The following is a 9,708-nucleotide window of genomic DNA, read 5'->3' as shown; positions in this document are numbered from 1 at the left end:
GGTCGTTCTGAGTCCCAGAACGACCCCAACCCCGTTCTCGGCGCCCGGGGTACCCGGGGTACCCGGGGGGGCGTCAGTCCGTGAGGTCCACGATCACCGGGACGTGGTCCGAGGCGCCCTTGCCCTTGCGCTCGTCGCGGTCGATCTCGACGCCCGTCGCGCGGGCGCGCAGCGCGGGGGACAGGTAGGCGTAGTCGATCCGCATGCCCTGGTTCTTGGGGAAGCGGAGCTGCTGGTAGTCCCAGTACGTGTACTTGTGCTCCTCGGGGAAGAAGTCGCGCGTGACCTCGCTGTACCCGGCCGCCGCGAAGGCCGCGAAGGCCACGCGCTCGGCCGGGGACGTGTGCGTGTGCCCCGCGAACGCCGCCGGGTCCCAGACGTCGGTGTCGAGCGGTGCGACGTTCCAGTCCCCGACGAGCGCGACCTGCGCCGCGGGGTCCGCCTCGAGCCAGCCCGCGGCCTGCGTGCGCAGGTTGTGCAGCCACTCGAGCTTGTACGGGTAGTGCGGGTCGTCGAGCGCGCGCCCGTGCGGCACGTACAGGCTCCACACGCGCACGCCCCCGCACGTGGCCCCGATCGCGCGGGCCTCCAGGTGCGGCTCGGCCCCGAAGTGGGGCTGCGTCGCGAAGCCCGTCTCGACGTCCTCGATGCCGACGCGCGAGACGATCGCGACGCCGTTCCACTGGCTCAGCCCGAAGTGCGCGACCTCGTAGCCCGCGGCCTCGAAGACCGCGTGCGGGAACTGGGCGTCCTTGCACTTGGTCTCCTGCAGCGCGAGCACGTCGGTGCCCGACCGTTCGAGGAAGGCGACGGCCCGCTCGGCGCGGGCGCGGATCGAGTTGATGTTCCAGGTGGCGAGACGCATGGCGACAGGCTATCCGGGGCGTCCCACGCGCTGTGCTGGTGGATCGCCGATGGATCGCCGGTGGAAGGCGGGCCTGCCGCGCGGTGCTGCGTGACGTCGTCGGGCGTGCGGGTCTCCCGACCGCCCCGTGCCCCCTAGGCTGAGGCCATGGCGACTGCACTGATCACCGGCGCCAGCGCCGGCCTGGGGCTCGAGTTCGCGTGGCAGCTGGCCACGGCCCGTCACGACCTGGTCCTCGTCGCGCGCGACGAGGAACGCCTGGAGCGCGTCGCGGCGCAGATCCGTGCGGCCGCGGGTGTGCGGGTCCAGGTGCTCCCGGCGGACCTCTCCGTGCCCGACGACGTCGCGCGCGTCGCGGAACGCCTCGCAGTGGTGGAGGAGGACGAGGCAGGGCGGCGGCCCGTGGGCCTGCTCGTCAACAACGCCGGATACGCGGTGCACCAGCGCTTCGTGGGCGGCGACGTCGACGCCGAGGTGAAGGCGCTCGACGTCATGGTGCGCGCGGTCCTGGTCCTCTCGCACGCCGCTGCGGGCCAGATGACCGAGCGGGGCCGCGGTGCGATCCTCAACGTCGCGTCGGTCGCGGCGCTCACGGCGAGCGGCACGTACTCGGCGGCCAAGGCATGGGTGCGCACGTTCACCGAGGGGCTCGCGGTCGAGCTGCGCGGGACGGGCGTCACGGCCACGGCCCTGTGCCCCGGGCTCACGCACACCGAGTTCCACGAGCGGGCCGGGATCGACTACACGCAGCTTCCCGACGTCGCGTGGCTGAACGCCGACCGCGTCGTCGCGGCGGCCCTCGCGGACGTGCGCCGCGGCGTCGTGATCTCGACGCCCTCCCTGCGCTACCGGCTGGCCTCGGGGCTGCTGAAGGTCGCGCCGCGCGCGGCCGTGCGGGCGTTCGAGGGGCGCTAGCGGAGTGCGGGGCGGGGGGAGGCGCGCATGAGCCGGGAGTCGGTCGTGGGGCTGGTCGTGCTGATCGTCCTGCTGGTGCTCGTGGTCGGTGCGGCGGTGCTGGCCAGGGTCGCGCGGCGCCGTCGCCTGGCGACACAGGACGCGCTCCTGCGCGACCTCGGCTGGGAGTCCGTGCCGTCCGACGAGTCGCTGCTCGACCGGTGGCGCGGTGCCCCGTTCGACGTCCAGGACCGCGGCCGGGTCGAGGACCTGCGGCGTGGGACGGTCGGCGGGTGGCCGCTCGTGACGTTCCGGTACGCGTGGCGCTCGGCGGCGACCATGGCCGGACGCGGGCGCCCGACGATGGTCGAGTGCCAGGTCGTGGCGCTCGACGCACCGCGGGAGGTCCCGACGGTCGAGGTCGTGCCCGTGGGCTACCGGCAACCGTCCGTCCAGCGCGTCGTGGGCCGCGAGGTCGTGTTCGACGACCTGACGTTCGCCGCGACCTGGACGGTGCGGGCCCCCGACGAGCTCGCGACGCACGCGCTCCTGACGGCGCCCGTGCGGCAGGCGCTCCTTGCTCCCGCGTACGCCGGGACCCGGCTGCGGTTCGAGTCCGGGGCGCTCCTGTCGTGGACCGACGGCCCGGCGCCGGTCGAGGACGTGAACGACCTCGCGCTGCTGCTCGCCGGTGTCCTCGATCTCGTCGGGGCCCCCGAGCGTCCGGGGGACGAGGAGGCACGGCCCGCGCAGGCGCCGGACCGCTAGCCTTGACCCCATGACCGAGACCTCCACGCACCTGTCCCCGACGCCCCGCGAGCAGCTTCGCGACCTGATCGCCGAGCTCGCGATCGTGCACGGGAAGGTGACGCTGTCCTCCGGCAAGGAGGCCGACTACTACGTGGACCTGCGCCGCGTCACGCTCCACCACCGTGCGGCCCCGCTCATCGGGCACGTCCTGCTGGACCAGCTCGAGGAGGTCGGGCTGGGCACGGCCGAGGTCGACGCCGTGGGTGGCCTGACGCTGGGCGCCGACCCGATCGCGACCGCGCTCCTGCACGCCGCCGCCTCGCGCGGTCAGGACCTCGACGCGTTCGTGGTCCGCAAGGCGGCCAAGGCGCACGGCATGCAGCGCCAGATCGAGGGACCGGAGATCGCGGGGCGCCGGGTCGTCGTCGTCGAGGACACGACCACGACGGGCGGCTCGCCCATCACGGCGATCGAGGCCGCGCGGGCTGCGGGCGCCGAGGTCGTGGGGGTTGCGACGATCATGGACCGTGACACGGGGGCGCGCGAGAAGATCGAGGCGCTCGGTGTGCCGTACCACTCGATCTTCGGCCTGACCGACTTCGACCTGGCCTGACCGACCCGCCGGCCCGACCGACCTGACCGGGCCGGTCCGAGGAGGACGGGGCCCGGCCCCGACGAGCAGGGGGAGCGATGGACGGTTCGTGGTTCGTGGTCGGGATGGCGCTGCTCGCGGTCGCGGGGGTGCTCGTCGGCTGGTGGGGGCACCGGGCGCGGATCGCGCTGCTCGAGCGCTGGGCGTCGGCGAACGGGTGGGAGCACCACGGCGTGGACCCTGCGCTCGCACGCCGATGGCGAGGGACTCCCTTCGACGAGGGGCGCTCGCGGCGTGCGACCGAGGTCCTGACCGGGCCGTTCGAGGGGCGCTCGGCCCTGTCCTTCACGTACTCGTGGACCACGGGATCGGGCAAGGAGTCGACGACCCACTCCGCGCACGTGGTCGCGCTGCTGCTCGACGCGTCGTTCCCGACGCTCCAGCTCACGCCCGAGGGCCTCGGTGCGAAGCTGGCCAAGGCGTTCGGGGGGCAGGACATCCAGCTCGAGTCGGACGCCTTCAACCGGGCGTGGCGGGTCGAGTCGAGCGACCTGCGGTTCGCGCACGACGTGCTGCACCCGCGCACCATGCACCGGTTGCTGGAGGCGGACTTCGAGCGCAGGTTCCTGCGGATCGAGGGCGACGCGATCGTCGCGTGGACGGGCGGGCGGACAGTGCCGGACAACGTCTTCCCGATGCTCTCGCGGCTCGCGGTGGTGGTCGACGCGGTCCCGGACTTCGTGTGGCTGGACCGCGGGGCCCTCCCGCCTCGTCGTGCGGAGCGGCCGCCGCGCAGGCCGGGCGGGGTCCCTCCAGAACCGAAGGCGGGGTCGGCGGCCGAAACGCCGCCGTGGGGCACGCCGTCGCCGTGAGCCGCACGGTCCGGCGAGGGGTCGCCCCGCTACGATGCACCTACCTTCCGCGCCGCCCGACGGCGTCCCGCGCCCGGTCCGTCAGGTCCGGCCACGTGATGCTCGGGCGCCCGGTCCGACCAGCTCAGCCCAAGGGGGCAGCATGACAGGCGGCACCATCGCCTTGATCGTCATCGGCATCGTCGTCCTGATCGTCCTGTTCTGGGCGGTCGCGCAGCACAACGGCTTCGTCCGGCTGCGGAACCTGGTGCAGGAGTCGTGGCGCCAGATCGACGTCGAGCTGCACCGTCGCCACGACCTCATCCCCAACCTCATGGAGACCGTGAAGGGGTATGCGGCGCACGAGCGCGGCGTGTTCGAGGAGGTGGCGGCGGCTCGTTCGGCCGCGGCCGGTCCGGCGTCGGGTCCTGCGGACCAGGCGGCCAAGGAGAACCAGCTGACGCAGGCTCTGGGGCGGCTGTTCGCGGTGGCCGAGGCCTACCCGGTGCTGCGGGCGAGCGAGAACTTCGGTCGGCTCCAGGACGAGCTGACGAACACGGAGGACCGCATCGCGGCCGGTCGCCGGTTCTACAACGCCAACGTGCGCACGTTGAACACGAAGGTCGAGACGTTCCCGCCGAACGTCGTCGCGAGGATGTTCGGGTTCCAGCGCGCGGAGTACTTCGAGGTCGAGAACCCGGCTGTGCGTGCCGCGCCGCGCGTCGACTTCCACGGGAACGGGTCGATCGTCGACCGCTGAGACGACGGCTCCTGACCCGGGACCAGGAGCGGGTCGGCGGCGGAGCAGGATGTGGCCGAGGGGTGGGGCGCCGGTGGGCGCACCGCCCCTTCGCTGCGTCACCTGTGGCCTGGGCGATACGTGGGTGTGACTCCGCGCACAGCAGATAAGGTTTGCCTTGCTTTGGTGAGGCAGCCCTTATATGGTCCACGGGGCGATGGTCGAGAGACCTGTCGCCATGCGTCGCCATCGCGGGCGACCCTGGACCTTCACAGGAGATCGAGTGCTCATCACGCAACGGGAAGGGCGCCGACGCGCCCTCGCGTCACTCCTGACCGGGGCGCTCGTCGCCGGTCTCACCTTCGTCGGGGTCGCTCCGGCCGGCGCCGCCGCGGACACCGTCACGGTGTCCGGCGGCAGCGCCACCTGGAACTTCACCGACGGCTGGACGGACTACGTCACCGGCCCGATCGCCAAGGGGACCGTCACGCCCGCACTGATCGACGGGAAGTCGGTCTACAAGCCGGCCTCCGGTGCGCTCGACACGGCAGGCGCGGGGACCGTGAAGTTCGCCGGGACGACGAAGTACTCGGGCCACGACGGCGCCCTCGACCTCACGATCTCGGACCTCACGCTCCGCCTCACCTCCGCGACGGCGGGCGTGCTCACGGCCGACTTCAGCGGCACGGTCAACGCGGGCGCCGGGAACGACGCGAAGGTCGCCGACGTCACCGTCACGCCGACGCGGACCGGCGACAAGCTCGCCCTCGTCGTGAACGGGACCGTCGCGAGCACCCTCGCGTCGGTCTCGAGCTACTTCAGCGCGTATACCGGCAAGCCCATGTCCACGCTCACGGCGGCGCTCGACGCGCCGCTCCCGGTGGTCCCTGCCACGGCGACGACCACGACGCTCGCGGTCTCGCCCGCGGGCACCTCGGTCGAGGGCACGGCGCTCGCGCTCGGTGCGACGGTCGCGCCGGCCGCCGCGGGCACGGTCGAGTTCCGTGACGGCGCCTCGTCGCTCGGCACCGCCGCGGTCTCCGCAGGCGTCGCACGCCTGGACGTGCCCGCCCCGGCCGTCGGTGCGCACTCCCTGAGCGCGCACTTCACGCCGACGGACGCCGCGGCGTTCACGGCCTCGGCCTCCGCGTCGGTCACGCACACCGTGACCGCCAAGCAGGTCGACCCGCCGGCCCCGGTCGCGGACCCCAAGGTCACGGTCACCCCGACCAAGGACGTCGACCCCGCGGTCGAGAACACGTTCACGATCTCGGGCACCGGTTTCGTCGGCGCGGGTGCGAAAAACGGCGCCTACGTGCTCCTTGGTGAGACCTCGGTCTGGAGCGGCGGCTCGGCCCTGCCCGGTGCGGGCTGGCTGAAGCAGGCGTTCGTCCCGAGCGCCCTCGTCAAGGACGGCGCGTTCACGACCACGATCACGGTCCCGGCAGGCACGCTCGACCCGTCGAAGTCCTATCAGGTGGCCACGTCCGCCGCGCACGGGCTGTCGGTCACCGACCGCTCGCTCGACACGTTCACCCCGATCACGTTCAAGACCGAGGAGCCCACGACCCCGGTGTTCGCACCGAAGATCGACGTGTTCGCCGCCGACGGGAAGACGCCGCTCGGCACCACCGTGGTGCGTCCTGGTGACGAGATCGTCGTGAAGGGCACCGGGTTCGACCCGGCTGCGAACGTCGGGGGCCGTGGGGTGCCGATCCCGGCGCACCTGCCGCAGGGCAGCTACGTGGTGTTCGGGTCGTTCGCGAAGGACTGGCAGCCCTCGACGGGGGCGCCGTCGTCGGCCCGCAAGACGGGGCCGCAGGCCTGGGCCCTGGCCGAGTCGGTGCTGGACCAGGTCCCGCCGCAGTACCAGGCCGCGATCCGCAAGGACTGGGTGGACATCTCTGCTGACGGCTCGTTCACGGCGACGCTGAAGCTCACCACGCTCGACGCGCTCGAGGGCGGGACGTTCGGCATCTACACGTACGCCGCGGGCGGTATGAAGAACGCCGCGCAGGAGAAGTCCGTCGCGGTGAACTTCACCAACGCACCGGCCCCCGCGTTCGAGCCGAAGGTCGAGGTCTTCGCCGCTGACGGCACGACGCCGCTGAGGAACACGTTGGTGCGCGCGGGGGACAAGGTCGTCGTGAAGGGCTCCGGGTTCGACCCGGCCGCGAACGTCGCCCCGGAGGGCAACCGTCCGCCGATCTCAGCGGGCAACCCCGCGGGGACCTACGTGGTCTTCGGGAAGTTCGCCGACGCGTGGAAGCCGTCCACGGGTGCACCGGCGTCGGCTCGCGTGGTCGGTGACCAGCGGTGGGCGCTGAGCCAGGCCGGGTTCGACGCGATCTCGCCTGCTTTCCAGGGGGCGGTGCGTGGTCAGTGGGTCACGGTCTCGCCCGAGGGTGAGTTCACGGCCGAGCTGACGGTCAAGCCTGGGCAGAAGTCGGGCGTCGACGTCGCGTGGCCCGAGTCCGGCTCCTTCGGCGTCTACACCTACGGCGCAGGCGGCGTGACGAACGCTGCTCAGGAGCTCTCCGTCCCGGTCAACTACACCGACGCGGCGGTGCCCGCAGGGCTGACCGTGACGCCGGGGCTGTCCCAGGTCGTCCCGGGAGGCAAGCAGACCCTGACGGTCGACGGCCTCGGCGCGGGGGACAGGGTCCGGTCGGTCGCGCTCGACGGTGCCGCCGCGACGTTCTCGTCCACCGGCGACTCGATCACCGTCACGGTCCCCAGGGCGGCCTCTGCAGGGACGACGACGGTCACGGTCCTGAGCGAGCTCGGTGCGCACGGCGAGGCGGTCTTCTCGATCGTGAAGCCCACCGTGACGGTCACGCCGAACGGCGACGTCGACCCGTCGGTCGCGAACACCTTCACGATCACAGGCAGCGGCTTCGTGGGAGCCGGTGCCACGAACGGCGCCTACGTCCTGCTGGGTGACGCGACGATCTGGAAGGGCGAAGGCCCCTTGGTCGCCGCGGGCTGGTTGCAGCTCGCGCACGTGGCCTCGATCGTCGACGGGAAGTTCACCACGACCGTCACGGTCCCGGCCGGTTCGTTCGACCCGACCAAGGAGTACGTCGTCGCGACCTCCGCGGCGCACGGCCTCTCCGTGACCGACCGGACGCTCGACACGTTCTCCTCCATCACGGTCAAGCAGGCTGTTCCTGGGGCCGTCGAGACGACCACGACCCTGAGCGCGGCCTCCGCAGAGGTCCCTCGTGGGGATGCCGCGGAGCTCTCGGCGACCGTCACCCCGACCAGGGCTGTCGGCACCGTCGAGTTCCTGCGCGGGGACTCCGTCGTGGCCAGGATCCCTGTGGTCCAGGGCGCGGCACGTGTCAGTGTGCCGACCTCGGGTCTCGGCCCGGTCCAGTTCTCGGCGCGCTTCGTCCCGTCGGACGCGGCGGCATTCCTGCCGTCAGCGTCGCAGACCGTCACCGTGACCGCCGTCGAAGGGCCACCCGTCGACGGCAACCTCCCCGTGGGCAACCTCCAGTGGGGCGTCAAGGAGAGCTTCCGCAGCTACATCACGGGGAGCATAGCCAAGGGCGGCGCCGTGGCGTCTGCCGGCGCCTCCGTCAAGGACGGGACCTTCGACTTCCGCCAGACAGGCGGTTCGTGGAAGGCAGGCTCGCTCCTCGGGACCGCCGAGTACGGCGGGACGGTCACCTTCTCGGGCCATGACGGGCTGCTCAACCTCACCCTGTCTAACCCGACCGTCGAGGTGTCGTCGGCGCTGCACGGCACCCTCGTCGTCGACGTGCGCTCCGCGAACCTCGACGGGACCACGTTCGAGGCCAAGCGCGTCCCGTTCGCCTCGCTCGCGCTGAACAACGGCGCGATCGAGCACGAGAGCGGCTCGGTCACCTACGTCGACGTCGCCACGACGCTGACCGACGCGGGGTCGAAGGCCTTCAGCGGTTTCTACCCGGCGGGAACCCCGCTCGACCCGATCTTCTTCGTGATGGGTGCCCTCGGGTCCCAGGGCGGCGACGGCGGCACCATCGGGACCCCCGGCGACGGGACGGGAACGGCCCCGGTCGACCCCGCCAAGGCCACCCTCTCGGTCTCCCAGGTCGCTCCCGGCGGTCAGGTCACGATCAGCGGTGTCGGTTTCGACGCGAACGAGACCGGCCTCAAGTCGGTCATCCGCTCGACCCCGCGGACGCTCGCGACGGGCATCACGGCCAACGCCGGTGGCGCCGCCTCGGCCACGGTCACGATCCCCAAGGACCTCGAGCCGGGCGAGCACACGCTGTCCCTCGAGGGGGCGAACCACACCGTCCGCGCGGCCATCACGGTCGTGGGGACCAGCACCTCGGGCGGTTCTGCCGCCCAGCAGTGCTACGCGCAGGGCGTCAACGGTGCGACCCTGAGCTGGGGTGTGAGCGACTCGTTCCGTGCGTACATCGCGGGGCCGATCGCGAAGGGCTCGGTCTCGACCAGCGGCGTCAAGGACAACGGTTCGTCCTTCACGTGGAGCGGTGGCAAGGGCTCCTTCAACACCGACCTCGGCAAGGGCCGCACGAGCTTCGCCGGCTCGGTGAAGTTCACGGGCCACGACGGCATCCTCGACCTGCAGATCTCCAACCCGCGGGTCCAGGTCGACGGCAGCACCGGCACCCTGGTCGTCGACGTCGTGAGCAGCGACATGCAGGGCAACAAGTCCACGAGCAAGGGCGTCGCGTTCGCGAGCCTGAACCTCTCGGGCAAGAAGTCGACCTCGGGCAGCACGATCACGTGGAAGGGCGTCCCCGCCACGCTGACCGCTGCGGGCGCCAAGGCGTTCGCGGGCTTCTACGAGCCGGGGACGGCACTCGCCCCTGTCACGTTCAGCTTCCCGGTCGGCGGTGACGTCGAGTGCGACGTCTACTCGGGCCTCGCGGACACCGGTGCCGACTCGGCGACGCTCACGGCCTTCGCCGTGATGCTGCTCCTGGGTGGCGCCGGCCTGCTCGCGGTGAGCAAGCGTCGTCGGGCACGCGTCCAGGCCTGACGAACCAGCACGACC

General features: G+C 72.2%; 7 protein-coding genes. 6 read left to right on the top strand and 1 reads right to left on the bottom strand.

What is annotated here, in order from left to right:
* Window positions 1–73: 73 nt before the first annotated feature.
* Window positions 74–865, bottom strand: a complete 792-nt coding sequence (locus tag ACFRCR_RS13045; RefSeq protein WP_377678067.1) for an exodeoxyribonuclease III — start codon at window positions 863–865, stop codon at window positions 74–76.
* A gap of 147 nt (window positions 866–1,012) precedes the next feature.
* Between ACFRCR_RS13045 and ACFRCR_RS13040 the strand changes: the two genes are divergently transcribed.
* From ACFRCR_RS13040 to ACFRCR_RS13015, 6 genes are all read left to right on the top strand, one after another.
* Complete coding sequence (locus ACFRCR_RS13040; RefSeq protein WP_377678065.1) at window positions 1,013–1,780, top strand: SDR family NAD(P)-dependent oxidoreductase; 768 nt, start codon at window positions 1,013–1,015, stop codon at window positions 1,778–1,780.
* A 27-nt stretch (window positions 1,781–1,807) separates the two neighbouring features.
* The gene (locus ACFRCR_RS13035; RefSeq protein WP_377678064.1) at window positions 1,808–2,527 is read left to right on the top strand and encodes a hypothetical protein; all 720 of its coding nucleotides are present in this window, start codon (window positions 1,808–1,810) and stop codon (window positions 2,525–2,527) included.
* 10 nt (window positions 2,528–2,537) lie between these two features.
* Window positions 2,538–3,122 (top strand): orotate phosphoribosyltransferase, encoded by a 585-nt coding sequence (pyrE, locus tag ACFRCR_RS13030; RefSeq protein WP_030151073.1) that lies wholly within the window; start codon window positions 2,538–2,540, stop codon window positions 3,120–3,122.
* Window positions 3,123–3,199: 77 nt separating this feature from the next.
* A complete protein-coding gene (locus ACFRCR_RS13025; protein WP_377678063.1) occupies window positions 3,200–3,973 on the top strand; it encodes a hypothetical protein in 774 nt (257 codons plus the stop codon).
* 142 nt (window positions 3,974–4,115) lie between these two features.
* Complete coding sequence (locus tag ACFRCR_RS13020) at window positions 4,116–4,712, top strand: LemA family protein (RefSeq protein ID WP_377678062.1); 597 nt, start codon at window positions 4,116–4,118, stop codon at window positions 4,710–4,712.
* A 262-nt stretch (window positions 4,713–4,974) separates the two neighbouring features.
* The gene (locus tag ACFRCR_RS13015; protein WP_377678060.1) at window positions 4,975–9,693 is read left to right on the top strand and encodes an HtaA domain-containing protein; all 4,719 of its coding nucleotides are present in this window, start codon (window positions 4,975–4,977) and stop codon (window positions 9,691–9,693) included.
* Window positions 9,694–9,708 lie beyond the last annotated feature (15 nt).

Source organism: Oerskovia sp. NPDC056781, assembly GCF_042789955.1.
Lineage (GTDB): Bacteria > Actinomycetota > Actinomycetes > Actinomycetales > Cellulomonadaceae > Oerskovia > Oerskovia rustica.
This window is presented reverse-complemented; position numbering and strand designations above follow the sequence as displayed.